We start from the raw sequence: 25804 nt of genomic DNA on the forward strand, positions 1-25804 counted from the left end.
TCCGGCCGGGGGCTGCCCCCACGCCGGATGCGGCAGCCCGCCGGAGTGATCGCGGGGCGGGCCGTCCCTAGCGTGATGACACATGGCAACGTTCTCCCTGAAGTCCACCCTGGCGTTATCGGTGGCGGCGCTCGTGCTGGCCTCCGCACCGGCGGCCCTCGCACGGTCGTCGCCTGACGGTCCGGCCGAACGGTGCGGTCCGCAGGACGGCGTCCGCCGGGCGCTGACCCGGCTGACCGCCGACGACCACATCGCGGGGGCCTCGGTCCTCGGCCAAGGACCGTGCGGGCGCTGGTCCGAGGCCGCCGGCACGGCCGATCTGCGCACCGGCCGCCCGATGAACACCACCGACCGGCTGCGGGTCGGCAACGTCACCAAGACGCTCACCGCGACGGTCGTCCTGCAACTCGCCGCCGAGCACCGGCTCCCGCTCGACGCCACCGTCGACCGCTACCTGCCGGGCCTGATCGACGCCCACGGCTACGACGGCCGGCGCATCACCGTACGGCAGCTCCTGCGGCACGCCAGCGGGTTGCCCGACTATCTCGACGCACCGGAGTGGGAGCACCCCGAGCGGCTGCGGTACCGCCACTTCGAGGCACGCGAGTTGGTCGCGCGGGCCCTGCAACTCCCGCGTCCGGGGGGGTCCTGGCACTACGCCACCACCAACTACCTGGTCCTCGGGCTGATCGTCCGGAAGGTCACCGGGCACGCTCCCGAGGACGAGATCAGCCGCCGCGTCATCCGGCCCCTCGGGTTGCACGACACCTACTGGCCCAGGGACGAGGCCCGTCTCCGAGGGCCGCATTCCCACAGCTACTTCACGTCCGGCGACGGGCGGCGCGCCGACGGCACCGACTGGAACATGTCACTCGGCGGGGTCGGCGGTGCGCTCGTCTCCACGCAGGGCGATCTCACCCGGTTCGCCACCGCGCTGCTCGGCGGACGGCTGCTGTCCCCGGCACGACTCGCCGAGATGGAGCGGACGGTGGCCGCCGACCCGGACCGGCTGTGGCCCGGTGCCCGGTACGGCCTGGGGCTGATCTCGTCGCCGCTGTCCTGCGGCGGGGTGTGGTGGGGACACGCCGGGACCGTGCCCGGCGGGCATCGTGCGCTGGTCGCCGTCGGCCCCGGTGGCCGCAGCGTGGCCGTCGCCCTGAACCAGGTCCCGGACAGCCTCCGGGCCGAACTGGACTTCCAGGACCTCGTCGACACGTCCCTCTGCGACAGCGAAAGGACCCCCGCATGACCGGCTTCGCGGCCACCGCCGCCCTGGCCCTGGCGAGCGCTCTCGCCCTCGGCACCGCACCGGCCGCCACCGGCGCCCCGGATCCACTGGCCCGCTACCACCACCAGCACCTCACGTGGAAGAGCTGCGTGCTCGGCCCCGACGACGACACCGGCAAGGACCTCGAGAAGGCGGGCGCCCGGTGCGCCGACGTCACCGTGCCGTTGGACTACGCCGACCCGGGCGGCCGGACGATCACGGTCGCCGTCTCCCGGATCAGGGCCACCGACAGGGCCCACCGCGTCGGCGCGCTGCTGCTCAACAGCGGTGGCCCGGGCGGGCAGACGATCGGTGACCCGCCGTGGGTGCGGGAGGCGATGAAGGACACCGGCAAGCGGTACGACGTGGTCGGCGTGGACCCCCGTTTCGTCGGCCGCAGCACGTCCCTGGACTGCCACTGGCCCACGGGGTCGGGGATCCGCGGCCCGGGGCACGACCGGGCGGGCTTCGACCGCTCCACCGCCTTCGCCGAGGAACTCGCCCGTGACTGCCGGAGGTACGAGGGCGACGTGCTGCCGTACGTCACCACCCGGAACACCGCGCGGGACATGGACGTGATCCGCGCGGCGCTCGGTGAGCGGCGGATCTCCTACCTCGGCTACTCGTACGGGACCTACCTGGGCGAGGTGTACGCCACCATGTTCCCGGACCGCACGGACCGGGTCGTGCTGGACGGCGTGGCCGACCCCGGCCGGTACGGCCCTCGCCTGCTGCGCGGTTCGGAGCCCGCCAACAGGCACGCGCTGCGGGACTGGGCCGCCTGGGCCGCCGCCCGCGACACGACGTACGGCCTGGGCCGCAGCCGGGACGCGGTGCTGGCCGTCGTCGACCGGATCCAGGCCGCCGCCGGGCGCGCGCCGCTGCGGGTGGGCGGCTACCGGGTGGACGACGGCGTCGCGCCGATGGTCGTCTTCAGCGGCCTCTCGCAGGACGACGACGCGGCGTACGGCGACCTCGCGGCGGCCGTCCGCGACCTGCGTGACGCGGCCCGCGGCAGGACGGTCGACCCGAGTCCGTGGCTGGCCGACACGCTCGGCTTCATGCTGACCGGTTCGGAGTCGGCGTACGGCAGTGTGCAGATGGCCGTGCTCTGCGGGGACGTCGGCGCGCCCCGCGACCCCGAGACGTACTGGCGTGACGTCCGACGGGCCCGTGCGCAGGACCCGTTGTTCGGGCCCGTGACCAACAACATCGGCCCGTGCGCCTTCTGGGAGCCGCCGCGCGAGCGCCCGACCACGATCAGGGACGACCTGCCGGCCCTCCTCGTCAACGCGACCGGTGACCCGCGCACCGTGTACGCGGGCGCCCAGGCGGTGCACCGGGACTGGCCCAGCTCCCGCCTGGTGACGCTGCGCGGCGCGGACCAGCACGCGGTGTTCGGGGTCTACGGCAGTGCCTGCGCCGACGCGGCGGTCGACGCGTACCTCGCCTCCGGCACGCTGCCGGCGGCGGACGTCACCTGCGCCGCGCGTCCTGTGCCAGCGCCCTGAACTCCTCCCACCGCACCCGGGGCCGGGGCAGGCCGCGCCGGCTCAGGTAGCGGTCGGTCGCCCGCCTCGTGCTGCGGAGCACGCTCACCGCGTCGCTCACGCGGCCCGACCCCATCGGCTCCACCACCTTGCCCGGGACCAGCACCCGTCCGGCACCGCCCGTCCGCAGTTCGCCGCGCACGAGCGCGTTGTGCATGTGGTTGAGGCGCTCGTCGTGCCGGTGCACCAGCAGGGCGGCGGGTCCCGCAGCGGCCGGGCAGTCGGCCGGGACGTCCACGGCGAAGCCCTCGCCCGTGGGCACCGGCCGGGTCCGGGCCAGGACCGGCGCGCCGGAGGCGTCGCGGGCGGCGAGCACCGCCGTCGGGAAGCGGGCGAGCTGCGCGGCGCCGACCAGGTCGCCGGCCGGCGCGGCCGGTACGTCGGACACCGGCAACGGTGGCCGTACCAGGACCTGGTGCGGCGTGACGGTGATCAGCAGGCGCAGGTAGTACCAGTCCATCACCCGCCGCATCGGCGCGCTGACGTACGACCTGCTGTGCGGCTGCCGCTCGAACAGCATCCGCCAGTAGTCCTCGGCGCCCTCGGGCCCGGTCATGATCTCGTCGGGGCATTCGGCGTGGCCGCCGACGAAAATCTGCGGGGCCTTCTCCAGGCCGCTGCCGGTGGGGTCGGAGAAGAGCAGGGCGACGCGGCCGTCCCGGCGGATGTTCAGCGCCTTCTGCGCGAACGCCAGGGAGGTGCTGAGCAGCAGCGTCCCGTCCGGGCGGCGGCGCACGGCCGTCGGCCAGGCGAGCGGGGTGCCGTCCCGGCCCAGGGTGGCGAACTCGCAGGTCCGGTAGGCGTCGAGGACGTCGAGCGGGGCGGAGTCGAGGAGGGCCATGGCTACTCTCCGTCCAGCGGGGCACGCATGCTCCGGCGGTAGGCGGCGTACTGGCGGCGGCCGACGGCCCGCCACAGCAGCCGGCCGATCAGCGGGGCCCTGCCGAGGAAGTAGGCGCTCTCCTCGGGGGTGGCCTCCTCCAGGATGGCGCCGAGGGCCAGCATGCGCTTGTTCTTCGGCAGTCCTTCGAGGCCGCGCTGCCCCACCAGTTCCCATTCCGGGACGGTGAGATGCTCGGCGACCAGCGGGAGCAGCGACCGCTCCTCCTCGTCGAGGTGCTCAAGGAGCGCGATCCGGTGCGCGTCCAGTGCCAGCGCCAGTTCCTCGCCGGGTATCCGGTCGCCGGCCCCCTCCCACACGGGCGTCCACTCGGCGACAGAGGTCAGGGTGCGGTCGATCGCCTCGTGCTGCGCGGTCATCCGGTCCACCAGCGCCTCGTCGTGCGCGGCCCGGGCCCGCAGCAGCGGCCAGATCAGTTCGTCCTCGGCGTGGTGATGGTGGTGCAGGCCGAGGGTGTAGTCGCGCAGTGCGGCGGCGACCCGCGCCGCACGGGCCCGGTCGCCGTCGGGCACGGCGCGCACCAGCCGGGGCAGCAGCGCCGACTCGCGGCGGAAGACCCGGTGGACCACGACCATTTCGTGGGTGTGAGGACGCCCTGCGGTGGCGGGGACGCCGTGGTTGCTGTTGAGGGACACGCTTGCTTGCTCCAGCGATCTGATGTCTGCGTCGGCCGCCCACCGTCGCCCACGCCTCTTGGCGTCCGCTTGGCGGTCGGCTTGGCGCTCGGCTCGGCGGTGCGTGACGGCCGGCCCGGCGGCACGGCCGCGTCCGGCGGCACGGCCGCGTCCAGTCCGCGTTTAACGTCTGTTGACAGGATCGACGCGGCGCTCGGGTAGATTCCGGCGGCGTGCTGCGTTTGCGAGTCCTGGGTCCGCTGGGTGCCGAAGTCGCCGGGACACCGGTCGAGTTGGGTGCCCCGCGGCAGCGCGCCGTGCTGGCCCTGCTGATCGCGGCCCGGGGCGGTGTCGTACCGGTGGACCGGATGACGGACGCGCTGTGGCGGGGTGAGCCGCCGGCCAAGGCCGGTGTGTCGCTGCACGCCTACCTGTCCAACCTGCGCCGGTCCCTGGAACCGGGGCGCCCGCCGCGGGCGCCGGCCACCGTCCTGGTCACCGTGGCGCCCGGGTACGCCCTGCGGCTGGCCGCGGACGCGGTGGACGCCTGGCGGTTCGAGACCTGGGTCGGGCGGGCCCGTACCGCCCCGGCCGAGGAGGCCCGGCGCCTGCTCGCCGAGGCGCTGGGCTGGTGGCGGGGGCCCGCCTTCGCCGAGCACGCGGACGAGGAGTGGGCCGCCGCCGAGGTGGCCCGGCTGACCGGGCTGCACGCGGAGGCCCGGGAACTGGCCGTGGCCGCGGACCTGCGCACCGGCCGGGCGGCCCAGGCCGCGGCCGACGCCGAGTCGCTGGTCCGGGACAGTCCCCTGCGCGAGGAGGGCTGGCGGCTGCTCGCGCTCGCCCAGTGGGCCTGCGACCGGCAGGCCGACGCCCTCGCCGCGGTGCGCCGGGCCGGCGCCGTCCTGCGCGACGAACTCGGCTGCGATCCGGGGCCCGCCCTGCGGGAGTTGGAGCACGCCGTGCTCAACGGGCGGCTCGAGGCGCTGCGCGCGGCCGTGCCCGAGCCCGTCGCCGAACCCCCCGTGCGCACCGGCCCCGGTCTGTTCGTCGGCAGGGGCCGGGAGTTGCGGGCCCTGGACGGGGTGGCCCGGGCCGCACGCGCGGGCGGCGGAGTGGTGCTGGTCACGGGCGCGGCCGGAGCCGGCAAGTCCGCGTTCCTCGACCGGGCCGGGGCCCGGCTGCGCGGGGCCGGCTGGCGGGTGGTGGTCGGGCGCTGCCCCGAGTACGAGGGCGCACCGCCCGCCTGGGCCTGGGTGGAGGCGCTCGGCGAGCTCGCCCGCGAGGTGCCGCCGGCCGGTTCGCAGGAGCTGGCGGTGCTGCTGCGGGAGCCGCAGGACGCGGCGGCCCCCACCCCGGACGGCGAGGCCAGCGTCGGCCGCTTCCGCATGCACCGCGCCTTCGCCGACTGGCTGCGCGCCGCGGCCTCCCAGGCGCCCCTCGCCGTCCTGCTGGAGGACCTGCACCGGGCGGACGCCGAGACCCTCGCCCTGGTCGAGGCGGCGGCCGCCGTCACCGGGCTGCCCCTGCTCACCGTCGCCGGTTACCGGCCCGCCGAGGTCGGCGAACACCTCCTCAAGACCCTCGCCCACCTCGCCCCGGGCGCCCCGCACCGGATCGCGCTCGGCGGCCTGCCGCTCCAGGACACCGCCACTCTGGTGGACGCCGTCTGCGGCGCGCCGGTGGATCCGGCGACCGTGGCGGCGCTCGCCGAACGCACCGGCGGCAATCCGTTCTACGTCCTGGAGAGCGCCCGGCTGCTGGCCGACGAGGGCGCCCTGGTCGCGGTGTCCGAGGTCCCCCAGGGGGTGCGTGACGTGCTGCGCAGGCGCCTCGCCCTGCTGCCCGCCGCCGCCCGGTCCGTCGTCCAGCTCACCGCCGTGCTGGGTCTGGAGACCGAGGTCGCCCTGCTCGTCGATGCCGCCGAGGCGGACGAGGAGCAGGTGCTGGATGGCCTCGACGCGGCGCTCGCCGCCGACTTGCTCGCCGAACCCGGGCCCGGCCGGGTCCGGTTCGTGCACGCCCTGGTCCGCGACACCGTCTACGCGGACCTGTCCGGCGCCCGGCGCTCCCGGCTGCACGCCCGCGTCGCGCGCCTGCTGCGCCACCACCGGCCCGCTGAACTCACCGCCCTGGCCCACCACTTCGCCCGTTCCGGCAGCACGGCCGACGCTCCGCTCGCCATCGACTACGCGCTGCGCGCCGCCGAGGCCGCCGAGCGGCGCTACGCCCACGACGTCGCCGTCACCCTGATCCAGCAGGCGATCGACACCCGCACCGCGACCACGGGCGACGACACTCCGCCCGACCGGCTGATCGAGCTGCTGGTACGGCTGCTGGGCGCGCAGGTGCGCACCGGCGCCACCGACGCGGCACGGCGCACCCGGCAGCGCGCGGTGGAACTCGCCGAGCAGGCCGACCGCGGCGACCTGGTCGCGGCCGTGTACGGGGCCTGGACCGAGCCCGCCGCCTGGCGCAGCCGGCTCGAAGGACCGTACGACCGGACGGCGCTGGCCCGCCTGGAACGGCTCGCGGCCGATCCGGGGCTGGACGGGCCGACCCGGGCCCGGGTCCTCCAGGTCCTCGTCGACGCGGTCGCCGCCGAGGACCCGCCCCGGGCCCTGGAGGCGGCGCGCGCCCAGCTGGAGCTCGCCCGCGCCGACGGCGAACCCCGGCTGATGGCGGCCGCGTTGATGACCTCGGCGAAGCTGCTGCCGCACGAGAACCGGACCGGCACCCGGCCGGCGCTCACCGCCGAGCTGCGCGGCCTCGCCCGGACGCACGACCTGCCGGCCTACCGCTGGGTCTGCGAGAACCTGGACGCGATGACCGCCGCCGCCCGCAACGACCCGGCGGCCGTGCACCGGCACACCGTGGCGGGGCTGGTCCTCGCCCGCCGCTACCGGCTGGTGTGGGCGCAGGGACTCAGCGCGGCGACCTCCGCGATGCTGGCCTGCGTGGCCGGGCGCTTCGAGGCGGCGGAGGCCGCCTACGCCGAGGCCGACACCCTGCTGCAGCGGGTGGGCGCCCACCACGCCACCGGCCTGCGCACCCTCGGGCTGATCACCATGCGGCTCGTCCAGGACCGTGCGGCCGACGTCGAACCGCTGGTGCGGACCGTGTACGAGTCGGCGCCCGGCCAGGTCGCGGTGGCCTGGGCGCTGGTCCTGGCGCGCCAGGGCAGACTCGACGAGGCCCTGGCCGTACCCGTCTCCGCGGAGCCGCCGCGGGACCACCTCTACGGCCTCGAGCTCGACTTCCGCGCCCAGCTCGCCGTGGTCCACCGCGACCACGGCACGGCGGCCGCCCTCCTCGGGCACCTGCGGCCGCTGCGGGAGCAGCTGGCCGGCGCGGCGGGCGCGGCGTATGCGAGCCGTCCGCTCGCGCACGCCCTCGCCGACCTGCACCGGCTGCTCGGCGAGGACCGGGCGGCGGCCGAGGGCTACGCGCTGGCCGAACGCACCGCGCTCGCCTGGGGTTCGGCCCACCTCGCGGCCGACGCCCGCCGGGCCGTGGCGGACCTGGCCCGGAACCGGGCCCGCCGTCGCACCTTCGCGACCTGACGGCCCGGCACCGGGCCGCCCCCCGTCGTCAGCCGCCGAGTGCGGTGTCCACCACCGCCTTGGCCTCCTCCTGCACCCGGGCCAGGTGGTCGGGGCCCTGGAAGGACTCGGCGTAGATCTTGTAGACGTCCTCGGTGCCGGACGGGCGGGCGGCGAACCAGGCGTTCTCCGTGGTCACCTTGATGCCGCCGATCGCCGCGCCGTTGCCCGGAGCCTCGGTGAGGACGGCGGTGACCGGCTCGCCCGCCAGGGTCTCGGCGGTGACCTGGGCCGGGGAGAGCTTGGCGAGGAGGGCCTTCTCCTCGCGGGTCGCGGGGGCGTCGATGCGGGCGTAGGCGGGTTCGCCGAAGCGGGCGGTGAGGTCGGCGTAGTGCTCGGAGGGGGTCCTGTCCGTCACTGCCGTGATCTCGGAGGCGAGCAGGGCGAGCAGGATGCCGTCCTTGTCGGTCGTCCACACCGAGCCGTCCCGGCGCAGGAAGGAGGCGCCGGCCGATTCCTCGCCGCCGAACCCGATGGCACCGCTGACCAGTCCGTCCACGAACCACTTGAACCCGACCGGGACCTCGACGAGTCGACGGCCGAGGTCGGCCGCGACCCGGTCGATCATCGAGGACGAGACCAGGGTCTTGCCGACGCCGGCTTCCGCCGCCCACTGCTCGCGGTGGCGGTAGAGGTAGGAGATGGCGACGGCCAGGTAGTGGTTGGGGTTCATCAGGCCGGCGTCGCGGGTGACGATGCCGTGCCGGTCGGCGTCGGCGTCGTTGCCGGTGGCGACCCGGAACTCGGCCCGCTTCTCGATGAGCGAGGCCATCGCGTACGGAGACGAGCAGTCCATGCGGATCTTGCCGTCCCAGTCCAGCGTCATGAACCGCCAGGTGGGGTCCGTGTACGGGTTGACCACGGTCAGGTCGAGGCTGTGCCGTTCGGCGATCCGGCCCCAGTAGGCGACGGAGGCGCCGCCGAGCGGGTCGGCGCCGATGCGCAGTCCGCAGGCCCGGACCGCGTCGAGGTCGAGGACGCTGGGCAGGTCGTCGACGTAGACGCCCATGAAGTCGTAGCGGCCCGTGGTCGGCGCGGCGAGCGCGCGCTCGTACGGGATGCGCTGCACGTCCTTCATCCCGCCCGCGATGATCTGGTTGGCGCGGTCCTGGATCCAGGAGGTGGCGTCGGAGGCGGCGGGGCCGCCGCTGGGCGGGTTGTACTTGAAGCCGCCGTCGGCGGGCGGGTTGTGCGAGGGGGTGACCACGACGCCGTCCGCGAGGCCGGTGGTGCGGCCCCGGTTGTGGGTGAGGATGGCGTGCGAGACGGCGGGGGTGGGGGTGTAGCCGTCGGCGCTGTCGACGAGGACGGTGACGCCGTTGGCGGCGAAGACCTCCAGCGCGGTGACCTTGGCCGGCTCGGACAGGGCGTGGGTGTCGGCGCCCAGGAAGAGGGGGCCGTCGGTGCCCTGGCCGCTCCGGTACTCGCAGATGGCCTGGCTGGTGGCGGCGATGTGGTCCTCGTTGAACGCGGTCGTCAGCGACGATCCGCGGTGTCCCGAGGTGCCGAACGCCACCCGCTGGCCGGGGTCGGACGGGTCGGGGTGCAGCGCGTAGTAGGCCGTGACCAGCCGGGCCACGTCGACGAGGTCCTCCGGAGCCGCCGGCCGGCCCGCTCGCTCATGCGGCATGAGTCCACTTCCTCCGCAGTCGTTGATCGATCGCTCGCCGCCCATCTTTCCTTGTCAGCGGCCACGAACGCGAGTACGGCACCGGCCGCGCGCCGACGACACGGCTGGTTCACGGCCGGTTCACGGCAGGGGTACCGCACCCGGCGCGCGCTGTTCGAGGTCGTCCGTCCGCCGCGCGGAGCGGAGGTGGGCGAACGCGGGAGGGCCCCCGGGCGGTGCCGGTGGGCCCTCTCGTGTCGTTCGGGGTGCCGTGGTGCGGCGCGGCACCGGTCAGTGCGGAGCGGGCACCGTGCGCGCCGCGGCCGCCGCCTTCGCCGGCTTCGGGTTGAGGACGCGCTCGGCCAACTCGCCGAACAGCAGGCCGAATCCGACCCACAGCACCACCTGGATGGCGAGCGCCGAGAGCCGGAACCGCCACAGCAGGGTGGCCGGGAAGTCCTTCGGCACCTCGTTGACGACCGGCAGGAACTGGTACGCCAGCCCGATGACGACGGCGAACGCGGCCACCGCGAGCACGGTCGCCCACCAGGTGCCCAGCCTTGGCCGGAGCCGCTTGCCGAGGATGGCGGCGGCGACCGCGAGGAGCACGCTGAGCAGCATCATCAGGAAGTACAGCGTGGTCCGCTTGCCGATGGTGTCCGGGTCGCCCACCGACGGCGGGTTGGCCGGGTACTTCAGGAACGGCACCACGTACACGGCGACCAGGGCGCAGCCGGACAGCAGCAGCGCCGTCCCCCGCGCCGAGAAGCGGCCGACGCGGCCGAGGGCGAAGCTGTAGGCCAGGGCGGCGATGCCGCCGAAGGCGACCCCGTAGACGAGGACACCGGTGGCCAGGCCGGCGGTGGACTGCAGGGAGCGGGAGACGACCTCCATCTCGTGCTCGTGCGAGTGGGCGTCCTCGAAGCTGATCGCCTTGTCGACGTTCGGCTCACCGAGTACGTAGGCGACGACGAGGGCGAGCAGGCCGGCGGCCAGGCCGGCGAGCATGCCCCGCACCAGGAGGTTCCGGACCGTTGCGGAGTTCATGGGCGGTACGGCGTCCCTCGTGTCAGTGGCAGGGGAAGCCGAGCAGGTGACGGGCGTCGTGCACCCACTCGTGGACGTCCGTGCCGCTGAACACGGAGGTGGCGCCCTGTTCGGCGCCGACGAAGTAGAGCAGGATCAGCATCAGGATGCCGAAGAAGACCGCCCAGGGAGCTATCGCGGACAGCGGCAGCTTGGCGGGAACGGCGGGGGTGTTGGCTGTCGGCGGAGCGACGGTCTGCGCCATGGCAGGACCTCCTCTGGGAGTTCGCGTCCCAACTCGGTGGTGCACAGGACGACGGCCACGGGTCTGACTCACGAGCAGCCCTGGGGCTCTCGCATACAGTGGCGCGACCGTTCCGGATTCCCACCGGCTTCCGTCTCGCCGTCGTCGATATCGGACCGACCGTACCGCGTGTCAGGGGCACGGCCAAGACCGCGTCCCCAGGCGTGATCTTCGTCTCGCGCCTGGTGGGCGGCCGGTGGGGCGGATCAGACGGGTGGGGCGAGGCCGAGTTCGCGCTCGCCGAGCGGGGCGAAGAAGCGGTCGACTTCGGTGTCGGCGACCCCGGCGAGGGTGGCCGGGGACCAGTGCGGGGTGCGGTCCTTGTCGACGACCTGGGCACGGATGCCCTCCACCAGGTCGTGGGTCGTCAGGGCGGCGCAGGAGACGCGGTACTCCTGGTCCAGGACCCGCTCCAGCGAGCCGAGTCGCCGGGCCCGGCGCAGCGCCGCCAGCGTGACCTTCAGGGCGGTGGGCGACCTGGTGAGCAGGGTGTCCGCCGTCTCCTTCGCCGCCGGGTCGCCGTGCGCGAGCAGCCGCCGGACGATCTCCTCGACGGTGTCGGCCGCGTAGCAGGTGTCGATCCAGTCCCGGTGCCCGGCCAACTCCCCGCCGGGCGCCTGCCGTACCTGCCGGGCGAGCGCCTCGGGCACGGGCAGGCCGGCCAGGTCGGCGACGAACGCGGGGATCGAGCCGGACGGCATGCAGTGGTCGGCGAGTCCGCAGAGCACGGCGTCGGCGGCACCGATCCGGCCGCCGGTCAGGGCGAGATGGGTGCCGAGTTCGCCGGGCGCGCGGCCGAGCAGGTACGTGCCGCCGACGTCGGGCACGAAGCCGATCCCGGTCTCCGGCATGGCGATCCGCGACCGTTCGGTGGCGATCCGGACGCTGCCGTGCGCCGAGAGACCGACCCCGCCGCCCATCACGATGCCGTCCATGAGCGCGACGTACGGTTTCGGGTACCGGGCGATGCGGGCGTTGAGGCGGTACTCGTCCCGCCAGAACGCGGCCGCGGCCGACCCGTCGCCGTCCCGGGCGTCGTCGTGGACGGCGCGGATGTCCCCGCCCGCGCACAGGCCGCGCTCCCCCGCGCCGGTGAGGACGACGGTCTCGACGGCGGGGTCGTGCTCCCACTCCGTGAGCGCCTCGTCGATGCGGCGCACCATGGCGTGGGACAGCGCGTTGATGGCCTTAGGCCGGTTGAGCGTGATGTGCGCGGCCCGTCCGTCGACGTGCAGCAGGACGTGTTCCTCGGCGCCGGTCATCCGGACACCTTTGCCGGGCCGCGGGCCGCGATGAGGCGCATGATCTCTCGGTTCCTTCCAGGACGGGTGGACACATGGGTCTGGGACGATCTTCTCGTGTCCGCCGCACAGACCGGTAGCGCCTCCGGGCGGCGGCGGGTCAGAAGGTCAGCACCGGTTTGACGACGTCCTCCTTCGTGCGTGCGACCGCTTCGTCGATCGCGGTGAACGGGAAGGCGGTGACGAGGCGTTCGACGGGGAAACGGCCCGCCGCCCGCCGGCCGAGCAGGAGGGGGACGAAGTCGTGCGGGTTCTGGGTGCTGCCGGGACTGCGGGAGACGCTGACGGCACTGCGGGAGCGATACGGGGACACGCCGACGGCCTTGTGACCGGGCGCCGGCCGGGCCCGTCAGTCGTCGGGGATCCCGGTGCCGCCGAGCGCGGGGACGGACTTCTCCGGGTGCAGCAGGGAGCGGGCGCCGAGGCGGAACCGGTCGAGTCTGTCGACGATGGTCTGGCCGACCGGGGTGTGGCCCCAGATGCTGATGCCCTGGTGGGTGGTGGGCTCCCAGGTCGTCTCGTCGACGACGACGGGGTTCCAGCCGACCTCCCACTCGAAGCCGGAGGGGGTGCGGGCGTAGTAGGAGAGTTCCTTGTCGTGGGTGTGCCGGCCGACGGACAGGGCCATGTCGAAGCCGAGTTCGTGCACGCGTTGGTAGCTGCGGGCCAGGTCGTCCAGGCTTGCGCACTGGATGTTGAGGTGCGGACGGGGTCGACGGGCAGGCCGCGGACGGCGGCGACGGCGATGGAGTGGTGGCGTTCGTCGACCCGCAGGAAGCGGATCCTGAGTCTGACGCCGCTGATGGTCTCGTCGATGTGGTCGGTGAGGCGGGCGTCGAAGACGGTGTGGAAGTAGCCGCGCGTCAGGGCGGGTTTGGCGGAGGTGATGGCGACATGCCCCATCCCGAAGTCACCGGTGACCCAGCCGGACGCGAGCATGCGCAGGAGTTGCGTGGAACGGACGGGCGTGATGCAGATCTCCTGGGTGATGCCCTTGGGGCCGGCGAAGCGGAGCAGGCGTTCGACGCCGCGCAGCGCCGCCTCCTCGGCGGCGCCCACGGCGACGGGGACGCCGTGGGCGCGGACCCGGGCCTCGACCTGCTCGAAAGCGATGTGGTCGTCGAGGTGCCAGCCGACGGCGACGACGTCCTCGGCGGGCCCGCGCCGCAGCAGGAAGCGGCACTCGTGGTCGTCGAGGCGGAAGCGCATCAGGTCGCGGGAGAGGTCGTCGTGGTGCATGCCGATGGCGTCGGTGCCGAACCGGCGCCAGTCGGCGAACCGCTGCGTCTCGACGACCAGGTGACCCAGGTGCACGGAGCCGAAGACGTCGGGTTGGGGGGTCATCGGCGGCCTGCCAGGAAGTCCGTGCACAGGCCGTTGAACAGTTCGGCACGCTCCCACTGCACCCAGTGCCCGGTGTTCGCGACCGTGTACAGGTCGCAGTTGGGCATGCGGTCGGCCAGCATCCGGCCGCCGGAGGGCCGGTTGACCTTGTCCGCGGCGCCCCACAGCACCAGGGTCGGCACCGGCAGGCGTCGCAGGCGCCGGTCGCGACTGGCCGTTCGCACCGGCCGCCGCGGGCCAGTACTTCGCCAACGGACTGGACAGCGGCGTCGACGCCGGCACCCTCGCGGCCGTCGACCGGGGCAACGCGGAAGTGCTCTTCCCCCGCCTGGCACAGGCCCGCGTCCCGGCCGCCGCCCCGCGTCCGTTCCCGGCACGGCTGCGGCAGTCCCTACGGCGTGCCGGTGCCCGCGCCTTCTTCAGGCTGGTCCAGCCCGGCACCGACTGAGCGGCTCCTCGGGAGGTCCGGTGAACCGGCAGGGAACTCTTGGTCACGGGTTTCCCTGGACGGCCGTTCGAGTACAAAGGGCTGCCTAACATGAGGCGATCACGAACGGTACGAACCCCGGGAGCTCGGGATGGTGTTGTCCGGCCTCAGCTGGAGGTCGTTGCGTCCCTGGACGGTCGTCGGTGTCGCCGTCGTGTGCCTGGTGGCCGGGGTGCTGGCGCTCACGCACGACTCACGCCCCGCGCACGCCGAACCGGCCACGCTGCCGCACACCACCGTGGAGGTGTCCGCAAGCCGCTGCGGCCGGGGCTGGGGCGCGCCGGTTCCCGGTGTCCAGGTCTTCGACCTGCACAACCCGACCGACGGCGCCGCCGAGGTGCTCCTGGAGGACCCGAAGAGCCAGGCCGTGTACGGCGAGGTCGAGGACGTCGGGCCCGGAACGACCCGGGAGCTGACCGTCCGGCTCGGCAAGGGCGCGTACGCGTTCAAGTGCGTGCCCGACGACGCCGACGCCGTCACCGGGCCGATCGTCCGGATCGCCAGGGGCGGCAGCGGCCCGGCCGCGGCCCCGGTCACCGAGCACGACCTGATCCCGCCGGCGCTCGCCTACCAGAAGTGGGTCGGCGGCGGCCTGTCCGACGTCGTACGGCTGACGACCACCCTGCGGGACGCGATCGACCGCAGTGATCTCGCCGCCGCCCGCACCGCCTGGCTGCCGGCGCACCTGGAGTACGAGCGGCTGGGCGCCGCGTACGACGCCTTCGGCGACGCCGACGGCGCGATCGACGGCACCGACGCGGGGCTGCCCGGCGGCGTGCACGACAAGGACTTCACCGGCTTCCACCGCATCGAGTACGGCCTGTGGCACGGCGAGTCCGCCGCCGGCCTGCGCGGCCCGGCCACCGGCCTGGTGAAGGCGGTCACCGCGCTGCGGGACGGCTGGGCACAGACCCGGATGGACCCCGCCCAGCTGGGGCTGCGGGCGCACGAGATCCTGGAGAACACGGTGCAGTTCGAGCTGACCGGCCGTACCGACTACGGCAGCGGCAGCAACCTCGCCACCGCCCGCGCCAACCTGGACGGCACCGTGGAGGTCATGTCCCGGCTGCACCCGCTGCTCGCCACCCGGTACGCGGATCTGGCCGGGCTCGAGGGCGGGTTGAAGCAGGCGGGCACGGTGCTCGACGGCTTCGGCCTCGGCGGCACCTGGACACCGCTGGACAAACTCGGTCACCGGCAGCGGGAGGACGTCGACGCCGTCCTCGGCGACCTGGTGGAGCGGCTGGCGTCGGTGGCGACCCTGTGCGATCCGCGGAGGACGGCATGAGCGCGAACGAGACGGCCGGCAGGGGCGGAGTGGGCCGCCGCGGGTTCCTGCGCGGCGCGGCCCTCGCGGGGGCCGGGCTGGCCGCCGGCGGCGCGGCCGCCCCTGCCCCGGATACCGCCACCCCGGGCACGGTCGCTCCGTTCCACGGTGCCCGCCAGCAGTCAGCGATCGCCGCACCCCGCCGGACGACCGTGTTCACGTCCTTCGACGTCACCGCCGGGAGCCGCGCCGAGCTGACCGAACTGCTGCACACGCTCACCGACCGCGCCCGTTTCCTGACCTCGGGCGGCACCCCGGACCCGGTCGGCATCACCGCCCCGCCCGCCGACTCGGGCGTCCTCGGTGAGAAGGTGCCGTCCGGTGCGCTGGCGGTGACCGTCGGCGTCGGCGGCTCGCTCTTCGACGACCGCTTCGGGCTCGGGAAACTGAGACCGCGTCGGCTCACGACGATGCCGGCGTTCCCGGACGACGACCTGCGGCCCGAGTGGTGCCACGGCGACCTCAGTTTGCAGTTGCACGCGGACGACACGGACACCGTGCTGCACGCACTGCGCGACATCGCCCGGCACACCCGGGGCGGCATGCAGGTCCGCTGGCGGCTGGACGGCTTCACCAGCCCGCCCCGCCCGTCCGGCACCCCGCGCAACCTGCTGGGCTTCAAGGACGGCACCGCCAACCCGGAGACCACCAGCGCCCGGGAGATGGACCGCCTGGTGTGGGTCGGCAAGGACTCCGGCGAGCCGGAGTGGGCGGTCGGCGGCAGCTACCAGGTGGTCCGGCTGATCCGCATGCTGGTGGAGTTCTGGGACCGGGTCTCGCTCAGCGAGCAGGAGCGGATGTTCGGGCGTTCCCGTGAGTCCGGGGCGCCTCTGGACGGCAACGCCGAGCACGACACGCCTGATTACGCCGACGACCCGAAGGGCGACGTCATCCCGCTGGACGCGCACATCCGGCTGGCCAACCCGCGCACCCCGGCCACCGCCGACCAGCGCCTCCTGCGCCGCGCCTACAACTACGACCGAGGCATGGACAGCAACGGCAACCTCGACATGGGCCTGCTGTTCTGCTGCTACCAGCAGGACCTGGCCCGGCAGTTCGAGACCGTGCAGAAGCGGCTGGCCGGCGAACCGCTGGTCGACTACGTCTCGCCGTTCGGCGGCGGCTACTTCTTCGCCCTGCCCGGGGTCCGGGACCGCGACGACTGGTACGGACGCGCTCTGCTCGGCTGAGCTTGTTCGAACAACTCCTGGACAATTCCGTAGCCCGAACGGTCAATACACAGTCAAGATTTGCCCCAGCATCCCTGACCCGGAGTTCATTCACCCGCCATCATGGCTCCGCCGGAGCGCCGGGAAGCGGGCGAAGCATCCCTGGCTGTACGACGCAGTGACGTTCATGCCCGGAGGGGAACCAGCATGGCCAGCACAGGAAGACGAACGGCGACGAGGAGCCTCGGCGCTCTCGCGGGGGCCGCCGCGCTCACGGTCCTCGGAGGCACCGCGCCCAGCTGGGCCGCCGTACCCGCCGGGCACGGCGGCGGCTCGTCGACCGCGACCCCGATCAAGCACGTGGTCGTGCTGTTCGACGAGAACATCTCCTTCGACCACTACTTCGCGACCTACCCGAAGGCCGCGAACACCGACGGCACGAAGTTCACGGCGTCCAAGAAGACCCCGAAGGACATCGACACCGTCGCGCACGCCGGGCTGCTGACGAAGAACCCGAACCAGTACGCGCCCAAGCGGCTCTCCCCGTCGCAGGCGATGACCTGCGACCAGAACCATTCCTACGGGCCCGAGCAGCTGGCCTACGACGGCGGCAAGGCCGACCAGTTCGTGCAGAACACCGAGGTCGACAAGTGCTCCGGCGGCCTGTTCGGCGAGCCGGGCCTGGTCATGGACTACTACGACGGCAACACCGTCACCGGTCTGTGGAACTACGCCCAGCAGTACGCCCTGAACGACCGCGCCTACAGCTCGGTCTACGGCCCCTCCACGCCCGGCGCGCTCAACCTGGTCTCGGGCCAGACGCACGGCGCGATCTCCGTGGACCCGGTCACCGGCAAGCAGACGTCGACCCCGGACTCGTACGCCATCGCCTCCCCGAACGCCAAGGGCGTCGGCACGGTGGTCAACGACCCCGACCCGGCCTACGACGACTGCTCCGACAAGGACCACACCAGCACCAGCGCGCTGGCGGCGCTGCAGGGCAGGAACATCGGTGACCTGCTCAACTCCAAGCACGTGACGTGGGGCTGGTTCCAGGGCGGCTTCCGTCCCTCGACCGCCTACAACGGCACGTCCGGCTCCTACGCCAAGTGCGACACCACGCACACCAACGTCGGCGGCGCCTCGGTGGTCGACTACAGCCCGCACCACAACCCGTTCTCGTACTACAAGTCGACGTCCAACCCGCATCACGTGGCGCCGAAGAACGTGAACGAGATCGGTCACAACGGCCGGGCGAACCACAACTACGACCTGACCGACTTCACCGCGGTCGCCAAGGCGGGCAAGCTCCCGGCCGTCAGCTTCCTCAAGGCCGGTGAGTACCAGGACGGCCACGCCGGCTACTCCGACCCGATCGACGAGCAGCACTTCCTCGTCAACGAGATCAACACCATCCAGAGCTCGCCGCAGTGGAAGTCCACCGCGATCGTCGTCGCCTACGACGACTCCGACGGCTGGTACGACCACGCCTACGCCAAGCCGCGCAACGGCTCCAAGGACACCACGGTCGGCTCCAACGGCAAGGCCCTCGACAGTGCCGCCTGCCAGTCCGGTCCGGCCGCGTCCGGCGGCTACGCCGACCGCTGCGGCCCCGGCACCCGGCAGCCGCTGCTGGTCATCTCGCCGTACAGCAAGGTGAACAAGGTCGACCACACCCAGACCGACCAGTCCTCCATCACCCGCTTCATCGAGGACAACTGGCGCACCGGCCGCGTCGGCGACCACTCCTTCGACGCGACCGCGGGCTCGCTGACCAACATGTTCGACTTCCGGCACCCGAACAACAAGCAGGTGCTGCTGAACTCGGACGGCTCCGTCAGGCACGTCGGCCCGATCCGTCACGTCTCCGCGGTGACCACCCACATCACCCCGGGCCCGGCGATGGTGAACACGGCCGCGACGACCGGCTCCGGCCAGTTCCCGGCCCTTCCGGTCAGCCTCGGCGCGGGCGCGCTGGTGGCCGCCGGCGCCACCGGCACGTACCTGACGCTCCGCCGCAGGCAGCGCACCGGCGCCTGACGCCGGCCCCGCCCTGACCCGCTCGGCACGGTCCCCCTCCCCGGACCGTGCCGAGCGGCGTTTCGCATCCGCACGGGCGGCCGCCGGGCAGGGCGGCACCGGACGGCCCCGGGCCCCCGAGCGGCTCGCAGGGTGTTGTCCGCCGCAGCCGCCTTCGGGTACCCGGGGGCGACGGCGGTCCGTGCGGTTGTCGTCCGCCGTGCGGCACGGGATGCTGAGGGAGCACGGAGGGAAGCGGTGCCCATGGATCGTTTTCCGAACGCGGCCGACGTCGATTTCCACAGTCCTCTGGACCTCACCAAGGCCGCGGCCGCGGTGCTGGACGCCGACGGCCGCATCGCGGGCTGGGGCCCCTCGGCCCAGTGCCTCCTCGGACATCCGGCCGAGGAGGTGCTCGGCCGGCCGGCGGCCCTGCTGCTGGCGACGGAGTCCGGCGGGCGGCCCTCCTCGCTCTGCACGGCGCACCGGCCCCGCAGCACGGTCCTGGACCTGGTCCGCCGGGACGGGCGCACCCTGCGCGCGGCCGTGACCTTCAGCCCGCTGGTGTCCCAGGGCCTGGCCGCGACCGTCGTGGTCGCGGCCGAGCTGGATGCGCTGCGCTCCTGGGAGGCGCAGCTGGCCATGTTGCAGGGGCTGGCCACCGAGTCCTCCGTGGGGCTGACGATCTTCGACACCGACATGCGGGTCGTCTGGGGCAACGTCTCCACCGATCTGGAGCTCGCGGGGGTCGCCCAGTACGTCGGCCGTCCGGCCGCGGACCTCTTCCCGGAAGGCGAGTTCATCTCCCGCCACCACCCTCCGGACGAGGACCAGATCATGGAGCACGTGCTCACGACGGGCGAACCGATCATGGGCATGCACTACCGGGGGCGGGCTCCCGCCGACCCGGGGCGCGAGCACGTCTGGTCCTGCTCGTACCACCGGCTGGTGGACGCCCGTGGCGAGCCGCTGGGGCTGTTCGAGGAGTCCCTGGACATCACCGACCGTTACCGCGCCCAGGAGCGGCTGTCGCTGCTCGTGCGGGCGGGCAAACGCATCGGCGCCTCGCTGGACGTGCGACGTACGGCCGCGGAGCTCGCCGACGTGGCGGTGCCGCAGCTGGCCGACGAGGTGCTGGTCGACCTCCCGCCGGCGGTCATCGAGGGCCGGCAGCCGCCGACGGGTTCGGCGCCGGGGCACAGCCTGCTGCGGATGCACGGCCGGACCCCGGAGGAGTTCCGGACCAGTCCCGTCTCCTATCCGCCGTCGTCGCCGCAGGCACTGAGCCTGGCCACCAGCCGCCCGGTCGTCGACGCCGCCCCGCCCCGGTCACCGGACGACCGGACACCGGCCGGCCGGCACTCCAGCCTGTTCGTGCCGCTGCTCGCCCGGGACGCGGTCCTCGGCCTCGCCACGTTCCGGCGCAGCAGCAACCCCGACCCGTTCGGGCCCGAGGAGCAGACCCTCGCGGTGGAGCTGACCGAGCGGGCCGCCGTCGGCATCGACAACGCCCGCCGCTACACCAGCCAGCACGCCGCGGCCCTGGTGCTCCAGCGGAGCCTGCTGCCGCAGCACCTGCCCGAGCAGAGCGCGGTCGACGTGGCCTACCGCTACCTGCCCGCCGACAGCCGGGTGGGCGTGGGCGGCGACTGGTTCGACCTGATCCCGCTCTCCGGTGCCCGGGTGGGGCTGACCGTGGGCGACGTGGTCGGCCACGGTGTGCACGCGGCCGCGACCATGGGCAGGCTGCGCGCCACGGTACGGACCCTGGCCCTGCTGGACCTCGATCCGGCGGAGCTGCTGACCCGCCTAGACGGCCTGGTCGCCCAGGACTCCGCGCCGCATGCGGACGACGGGCTGGGCGACGAGGCGCTCGGGGTGACCTGCCTGTACGCGATCTACGACCCGGTGAGCGGCCGCTGTGTCTGGGCGAGCGCGGGCCATCCCCCGCCGATCGTGGCCGACGCGAACGGCTCGGTGGCGCTGTCCGCGCTGGCGCCGGGGCCGCCCCTGGGGCTGGGCAGCCTGCCCTACGAGAACGTCGAGCTGAGCCTGTCCAGCGGCAGCGTGGTGGCGTTCTTCACCGACGGGGTGGTGGAGGACCGGCGCACCGACATCGACAGCGGCATCGACCGCCTCGCCCATGTGCTCACCTGGCAGCGGTGCCCGCTGGAGGAGCTGTGCGACCGGGCGCTGTCGACGCTGCCGCCCGGGCCGCAGGCGGACGACGCCACGCTGCTGCTGGTCCGCACCCGGCGGCTGGGCACCGGCCAGGTGGCGGACCTGGAGCTGCCGCCCGACCCGGCGATGGTGGCGCGGGCGCGCACGGACACCGAGCTCCAGCTGGAGACCTGGGGCCTGTCCGACCTGGCGTTCACCGCGGAGCTGGTGGTGAGCGAGCTGGTCACCAACAGCATCCGGTACGCCACCGGGCCCGTGATGCTGAGGCTGATCAAGGACCGCAGCCTGCTGTGCGAGGTCTCCGACAACGCCCACACGGCACCGCACCTGCGGCGGGCCCGCCGGGACGACGAGGGCGGCCGCGGCCTGTTCCTCGTCGCCCAGATGTCGCAGCGCTGGGGCACGCGCTACACCGGGTCGGGGAAGACCATCTGGGCCGAACTGGCCCTCCCCTGACCCGGGCGGGCGCGGAGCGGGAAACATCCCCGGATGTGCACTGTGCCCATCGGGGAGGTTCCCCGCCCCCGGCGGACGGGTGTCAGCCGTCGATGCGGTGGGTGGTCCAGAACGACGTCAGGTCCGTGCTGGTCGCCGCCTGGGCCGCCGCCTTGAACTCGGCGGTGGTCGAGACGCCGTACCAGTGCGCACTGGCGTAGTTCTTCAGGAGGGTGGTCATCGCGGTGTCGCCGATCAGCCGGCGCAGGTCGTGCAGGGCGCACTTGCCGTAGCCGTAGACGACGGTGGAGTAGCGGGACGAGTGGGCGTCCCAGTACGCCATCGAGTTGGTGATCTTCTCCGCCGACGAGGCCCAGGAGACGCTGTTCCAGCAGTTGGTGCCGGTCAGCCCCTGTGCCAGGTCGGTGGCGTAGTCGGTGAACGCCTCGTCCAGCCAGGGGCTGTTGTACTCGTCGTCGCCGACGATGCCGTACCACCACTGGTGGCCGATCTCGTGGGTGAGCGCGGTGGTGCTGACCAGGTCGAGGACGAAGCCCGGGTACTCCATGCCGCCGAACCAGAAGTTGTTGTCGATCACCGCGTCCAACTCGCCGTACGGGTAGGCCCCGAAGCGGCCGGCGTGGGCGTCGACGGCCGACTTGGCGGTGGTGAGCATCGACTGGGCGCTGGAGGAGCTGATGCCCGAGACGGAGTAGATGTTGACCGGGACCCCGCCGGGTGAGGTGCCGGAGATCTTGGTGAACGGCCCGGCCGCCCAGGCGAAGTCACGGACCTTGGAGGCGGTCGCCGTGGTGACGGTACGGCCGCTGGTGCCGGGGGTGTCGACCGAGGTGCCGGTGGCCGGGACCAGCAGGCTGCTGGGGTGGTCCAGGGTCACCTTGAAGTCGGCGGCCAGCGAGTAGAAGGACTCGCCGTTGTTGGTGTACGGGTCCAGGTGCCAGCCGGATCCGTCCCGGACCGCGAGGACGGGCAGCGCGTTGCCGATCATGCTGAACGCGCCGTCGTGGCCGAAGCGGTCGGCGCCGCTCGGGACGGTGATGCCCAGGTCGAAGCCGATCGTGGTGCTCTGGCCCTGGGCCAGCGGTGCCGGCAGGGCGACCTCCAGCGCCGTGCAGGCGACCGAGAGCGCGCCCGCGGTGCCGCCGGTGACGTTGCTGACGGTGATCGGCGGGGCCGAGCAGGTGCCGTGGTAGTTGTCCCACAGCCTGAGGTAGACCTCGCTGAGCGCGGTCGCGGAGGCGTTGGTGAAGGTCACGCTCTCGTGGCCGGTCCAGCCGGTGCCGGCGGAGTTGCTGGTCAGGCTGACGGTGTACGCCGGGGAGGCAGGGGTGCGGGTGGTGTCGCCGGGGGTGGTGGCGGCCGAGGTGTCGAGGGCGACGTCGTCCAGGACGAAGCTGGTCTGGAGGCTGGAGTCCTCGGTGCCGGTGAAGGCGACGGTCACGGTCTGCCCCGCGAACGCGGACACGTCGAAGGACTTCTTCACGTACCCGGTGTTCTTGTCCAGGTTGGACCAGGTCGCCAGCGTGGTGCTGCCGATCTTGGCCGTGAGTTTGTCGTACGCCGTGGACGAGGTCGTCTCGGCGGTGTCGACGTGCAGCCAGAAGGTGAGCGTCGCCGCGCACCCGGAGGGGATGGTGACGCTCTGCGAGAGCGTGTCGGTGTGGGTGGAGCCGGTGCCGTCCAGCCAGGCGAAGCCGGCACCGCCGTGGGCGGACTGGCCGGAGCGGCTGGTGATCACGCCGGTCGAGGACTGGGTCCAGGGTGACGTGCCGCTCTCGAAGTCGCCGTTGGTGATGAGCTGGCTCGACGTACAGGCCGCGGCGGCCGGTTCGGCCGCCGACGCCGAGGTGCCGGGCAGCAGGGCGGCGGCGAGTGCCGCGACGGCCAGCGCGCTGGTGGCGAAGGCCTTGTGGGGGGTCGATCTCACACGAAACTCCTTTGCGGAGGCCGGGGTCCCGGCCTGCTCGGTGGCCGCCGGTCCGGCTGGGGTGCGCCGGTGGCGGCCTCACGCATGACGAAGAAGTGGTGCGAGTCGGAAGCCTGACAGATTTGACCAGGGCATGTCACTAGGGGGTTACCCTCGCGTCAGGCGTGGTCCACGCAGCAGGGGGTGGGGTTGGGAACCTCGAAGGGGGCCAGCAGGCCGCCCGCCGCCGGCACCAGGGTGAGGGTGAGGACGCCGTCACGCCACTCCGGGCGTACGTGGTCCTGGGTCAGCACCTCGGCGGTGCGCGGCGGTTGGACGCCGGGTGCGCCGAGTACGACGAGGTGCTCGATGGCGGTGCGGTCGAGCAGGTCCGCGACGGTGACTGTGCCGGTCAGGTGCGCCACGCCGGGGTAGGCCACGGCCCGGCCGGAGGCGGGGGGCGCGGCGGCGGCCAGCCGGGCGGTGCCCACCGCGTCGGCGGGGCCGTGAGTGCGGTCGGCCAGGGCGAGGCCGGTGCCCCTGGGGAGCACGTCGACCAGTTCCTGCCAGAGCACGTCCGCGTCCGGTCCGGGGACGGCCAGCGAGAGCGTCGTCCCCCGCCGCTCGTCGGTGCGGAACAGGTGGGTGCAGGCGAACACGCCCTCGGTGGCCTCCCGTTGCTCCAGCAGCCGGTGGATCAGGTGGTCGGCCTCGCGCAGGGTCGCCGTACCGGCGTCCACCCCGATGACGGAGCGGACGCCGGACGCGTGGTGCGGGGAGGTCATGCGGGCAGGACCCACATCGGGTTGGAGTAGAACCACAGGTCCTTCCACGGGTCGGCGTCGCCCAGGACGTCGATGGCCGGGCCGGCCGGGTCCACGGCGGCACCGTTGAAACCGACCGCGGAGCGGTTGCCGTCGGTGCCGCGCAGCCGGACGTAGACCGGCTTGTCGAGGCGGCCGAGGGAGTACGTCAGCTTGACCGTGCCGGTCGCCTTGTCGACCTCGAAGGACTTCACGACCTTGGTGGCGGGCGTGGCGAAGGTGTCCCTGTCGCTCACCTTGCCGGTGACATCGCCCTGGACGACGTCGACGCGGGCCAGCGTCGGCACGAACTGCGCCCAGTTGGGGCCGTTGGCGAGGCTGATCTCGATGACCAGGTCGACCCTGCTGCCCTTGCGGACGTGCAGCACGCCGCCGAGGGTCACCGCCTGGGAGCCGGAGCGCAGCTGGGCGTCCAGGCCGCTGATCAGGCCGCCGTGGTCCACCCAGACCCGGCCGGCACGGATGCCGTCCATGACCGACTTGTAGGAGAAGGACGAGGCGCCGACGTGGGTGCGGGAGTACTGGCCGGGCCAGAAGTCGGTGTCGGTGAGGCTGATGCCGGTGCCGTAGACCGGGTCCTCGTAGCGGCCGTTGGCGTTGAAGTCGCTGTTCGGGCCGCGCACCGCGGTGTCGGCGTACACGTTGTGGGAGTCGGAGTTGGCGGTGATCCACCAGGGCTTGCCCTCGGCGAGCAGGCTGTCCCACAGGCCGCCGACGGTGGCGGTCATCCAGTCGAAGCCGCCCCAGGTGCGGTAGCTCTCCAGCGGGTAGCCGGCGAAGGAGTCCGCGCTCGGGCTGTTGTCGTAGATGCCGCGGGCCGAGCCGGGGCCGTTCGGCTTGGGCAGGCCGCCCGCCTGGTGGCCGGGGGCGCCCTCGAAGCCGACCGCGATCGACGGCTGCGCGTCGCGCCAGGCGCGGATCTCGTGCGGGGAGTCGATGCCCTTGCGCGCCGGGTGGTTGGCGAGGAACAGCGCGTCCCTGACCTTGCGGCGCTGCACCTACTCGGCGAGGAAGTTGAGGCCGGAGATGGCCAGCGCCTCGTTGGCGGGGCTGCTCGAGGAGGCGCCCTTGACCGAGCCGTCGAAGGAGTTCTCGAACTCCTTGAGGACGGCGACCTCGTTCTTGCCGGGGTGGACGAAGACCGTGCCGTGCTCGGCGGCCGGGATGTTCCACTCCAGGCCCTGGAAGACCAGGGTGTCCTCGATCTGGTCGCGGGCGGCGACGATGTCCGGGTTGACCTTCTCGACACCGATCTTGGCGTGCGTCTCGCTGCCGTGGTCGGTGATGACCATCCAGTCCAGGCCGTGCGCGTTGGCCTGCCGGACGTGGTCGATGACCCGGTACTTGGCGTCGGAGCTGTACTGGGTGTGGATGTGGTGGTCGCCGGCCAGCCACAGGTAGCCGCCGGAACGGCCGTTCTGGGAGTGGGCGGAGGACACCGCGGCGGCGGCCTGGCCCGCACCGGCGAGGACACTGCCCGCCGCGAGGCCGGCGCCGAGCAGTCCGGTGCGGCGCAGCATCGAGCGGCGGGAGAGCTGACCGGGCGTCAGCTCGGCGTCGGGGACGGACAGATCGAGGGCGGGCGGCAGCGACGAGGCGGCGTCGCCGTCCCCGTGGTGGTGATGGTGGTGGTGACCGTGACCGTGGTCGTGGCTGTGACCGTGGCTCATGTTCGGAACTCCCGCGGGCGACCAGTACGGGGGATGGCTCAGGACGTGCAGAGTCTGCGAAGGTCGCATGAACAGCGGGAGTCGAGGTCATGGTGGGGTAAAGAACGACTCATGTGCAGCGCGCTACGCGCTTCTCCCGGTGGGGAGTTGGCCAACGAGCCGTAAAGACGGCAATGCCCGGGCCGGCTCACGAGGAGCCGGCCCGGGCATCGGGCCCCGTTCGGTCGGACCAGGTCGGTCAGACCGGGTC

Annotated in this window: 17 protein-coding genes, 2 pseudogenes and 1 riboswitch; of the genes and pseudogenes, 7 read left to right on the plus strand and 12 right to left on the minus strand. The window is 73.3% G+C overall.

The window, feature by feature from the left end:
* Window positions 1–82 precede the first annotated feature (82 nt).
* Window positions 83–1249, plus strand: a complete 1167-nt coding sequence (locus JF597_RS06965; protein ID WP_293990666.1) for a serine hydrolase domain-containing protein — start codon at window positions 83–85, stop codon at window positions 1247–1249.
* Entirely contained in the window at window positions 1246–2778 is a 1533-nt protein-coding gene (locus JF597_RS06970; RefSeq protein WP_293990668.1) for an alpha/beta hydrolase, read from the plus strand. The genes JF597_RS06965 and JF597_RS06970 overlap by 4 nt, the downstream gene beginning before the upstream one ends.
* On the opposite strand, the gene JF597_RS06975 is transcribed toward JF597_RS06970, so the two are convergent.
* A complete protein-coding gene (locus JF597_RS06975) occupies window positions 2744–3658 on the minus strand; it encodes a pyridoxamine 5'-phosphate oxidase family protein (RefSeq protein WP_293990670.1) in 915 nt (304 codons plus the stop codon). The genes JF597_RS06970 and JF597_RS06975 overlap by 35 nt on opposite strands.
* A 2-nt stretch (window positions 3659–3660) precedes the next feature.
* A complete protein-coding gene (locus JF597_RS06980) occupies window positions 3661–4353 on the minus strand; it encodes a hemerythrin domain-containing protein (RefSeq protein WP_293990672.1) in 693 nt (230 codons plus the stop codon).
* A gap of 212 nt (window positions 4354–4565) precedes the next feature.
* Here JF597_RS06980 and JF597_RS06985 point away from each other — a divergent pair, with 212 nt between their 5' ends.
* On the plus strand, window positions 4566–7892 hold the full coding sequence (locus JF597_RS06985) for a BTAD domain-containing putative transcriptional regulator (RefSeq protein ID WP_293990674.1): 3327 nt from the start codon (window positions 4566–4568) through the stop codon (window positions 7890–7892).
* 28 nt (window positions 7893–7920) lie between these two features.
* Here JF597_RS06985 and pgm read toward each other — a convergent pair whose 3' ends face one another.
* The 7 genes and pseudogenes from pgm to JF597_RS55485 form a co-directional block, all read right to left on the minus strand.
* Window positions 7921–9561: a phosphoglucomutase (alpha-D-glucose-1,6-bisphosphate-dependent) gene (gene pgm, locus JF597_RS06990; protein WP_293990676.1), complete on the minus strand. Its 1641-nt coding sequence runs from the start codon at window positions 9559–9561 to the stop codon at window positions 7921–7923.
* A gap of 270 nt (window positions 9562–9831) precedes the next feature.
* Window positions 9832–10587: a CbtA family protein gene (locus JF597_RS06995; protein ID WP_293990678.1), complete on the minus strand. Its 756-nt coding sequence runs from the start codon at window positions 10585–10587 to the stop codon at window positions 9832–9834.
* Window positions 10588–10609: 22 nt separating this feature from the next.
* Window positions 10610–10831 carry a CbtB-domain containing protein gene (locus tag JF597_RS07000; RefSeq protein ID WP_293990680.1) on the minus strand — a complete coding sequence of 74 codons (222 nt, stop codon included), beginning with the start codon at window positions 10829–10831 and terminating at the stop codon, window positions 10610–10612.
* 35 nt (window positions 10832–10866) lie between these two features.
* Window positions 10867–11006, minus strand: a riboswitch (cobalamin riboswitch).
* A gap of 70 nt (window positions 11007–11076) precedes the next feature.
* Window positions 11077–12132: an enoyl-CoA hydratase/isomerase family protein gene (locus JF597_RS07005; RefSeq protein ID WP_293990682.1), complete on the minus strand. Its 1056-nt coding sequence runs from the start codon at window positions 12130–12132 to the stop codon at window positions 11077–11079.
* A 139-nt stretch (window positions 12133–12271) separates the two neighbouring features.
* Window positions 12272–12484 (minus strand): hypothetical protein, encoded by a 213-nt coding sequence (locus JF597_RS07010; RefSeq protein WP_293990684.1) that lies wholly within the window; start codon window positions 12482–12484, stop codon window positions 12272–12274.
* A 36-nt stretch (window positions 12485–12520) separates the two neighbouring features.
* Window positions 12521–13515 (minus strand): annotated as a pseudogene (locus JF597_RS07015) (VOC family protein).
* A complete protein-coding gene (locus tag JF597_RS55485) occupies window positions 13512–13892 on the minus strand; it encodes an alpha/beta hydrolase (protein WP_366916386.1) in 381 nt (126 codons plus the stop codon). The pseudogene JF597_RS07015 and the gene JF597_RS55485 overlap by 4 nt, the downstream one beginning before the upstream one ends.
* A gap of 201 nt (window positions 13893–14093) precedes the next feature.
* Here JF597_RS55485 and JF597_RS07025 point away from each other — a divergent pair, with 201 nt between their 5' ends.
* The 4 genes from JF597_RS07025 (at window position 14094) to JF597_RS07040 (ending at window position 21154) form a co-directional block, all read left to right on the plus strand.
* Entirely contained in the window at window positions 14094–15290 is a 1197-nt protein-coding gene (locus tag JF597_RS07025) for an EfeM/EfeO family lipoprotein (protein WP_293990686.1), read from the plus strand.
* The gene (efeB, locus tag JF597_RS07030; protein ID WP_293990688.1) at window positions 15287–16519 is read left to right on the plus strand and encodes an iron uptake transporter deferrochelatase/peroxidase subunit; all 1233 of its coding nucleotides are present in this window, start codon (window positions 15287–15289) and stop codon (window positions 16517–16519) included. The genes JF597_RS07025 and efeB overlap by 4 nt, the downstream gene beginning before the upstream one ends.
* Before the next feature lie 186 nt (window positions 16520–16705).
* Window positions 16706–18538: an alkaline phosphatase family protein gene (locus JF597_RS07035; RefSeq protein ID WP_293990690.1), complete on the plus strand. Its 1833-nt coding sequence runs from the start codon at window positions 16706–16708 to the stop codon at window positions 18536–18538.
* A 243-nt stretch (window positions 18539–18781) separates the two neighbouring features.
* A complete protein-coding gene (locus JF597_RS07040; RefSeq protein WP_293990692.1) occupies window positions 18782–21154 on the plus strand; it encodes a SpoIIE family protein phosphatase in 2373 nt (790 codons plus the stop codon).
* Window positions 21155–21236: 82 nt separating this feature from the next.
* On the opposite strand, the gene JF597_RS07045 is transcribed toward JF597_RS07040, so the two are convergent.
* The 3 genes and pseudogenes from JF597_RS07045 to JF597_RS07055 form a co-directional block, all read right to left on the minus strand.
* Complete coding sequence (locus JF597_RS07045) at window positions 21237–23081, minus strand: M1 family aminopeptidase (RefSeq protein ID WP_293990694.1); 1845 nt, start codon at window positions 23079–23081, stop codon at window positions 21237–21239.
* Window positions 23082–23239: 158 nt separating this feature from the next.
* Window positions 23240–23845, minus strand: coding sequence for a hypothetical protein (locus tag JF597_RS07050; RefSeq protein WP_293990696.1), 606 nt, complete (start codon window positions 23843–23845; stop codon window positions 23240–23242).
* Window positions 23842–25554: pseudogene (locus JF597_RS07055) on the minus strand (PHP domain-containing protein). The gene JF597_RS07050 and the pseudogene JF597_RS07055 overlap by 4 nt, the downstream one beginning before the upstream one ends.
* Window positions 25555–25804 lie beyond the last annotated feature (250 nt).

This window comes from Streptomyces sp., from assembly GCF_019510245.1.
Classification (GTDB): domain Bacteria; phylum Actinomycetota; class Actinomycetes; order Streptomycetales; family Streptomycetaceae; genus Streptomyces.